We start from the raw sequence: 252 nt of genomic DNA on the forward strand, positions 1-252 counted from the left end.
CGAGGGCCTGACCCAGGGCGGCTTCGCCCATGGCCGCGTCGCCCCCGGCACCCGCCTGGCGCTGTATGGGCGCGGCCTCCGGGTCGGACCCGGCTGCGAATACGCCTTCGGCTTCAGCCGCGACCATGGCCCCGAGGCGATGCTCACACTCACCGCCCCCAATGGCCTCAGCAAAACCCAGCGCCTTGCCGTCACCCGGCGGGACTGGCCGACCCAGCGCATCACCGGCCTGCCTCCCGCCCAGGTCACGCC

Annotated in this window: 1 pseudogene; it reads left to right on the forward strand. The window is 74.2% G+C overall.

The window, feature by feature from the left end:
- Window positions 1-252: pseudogene (locus tag AC0IW9_RS31355) on the forward strand (M23 family peptidase); the annotation flags it as partial.

Source organism: Belnapia sp. AC561 (assembly GCF_979252845.1).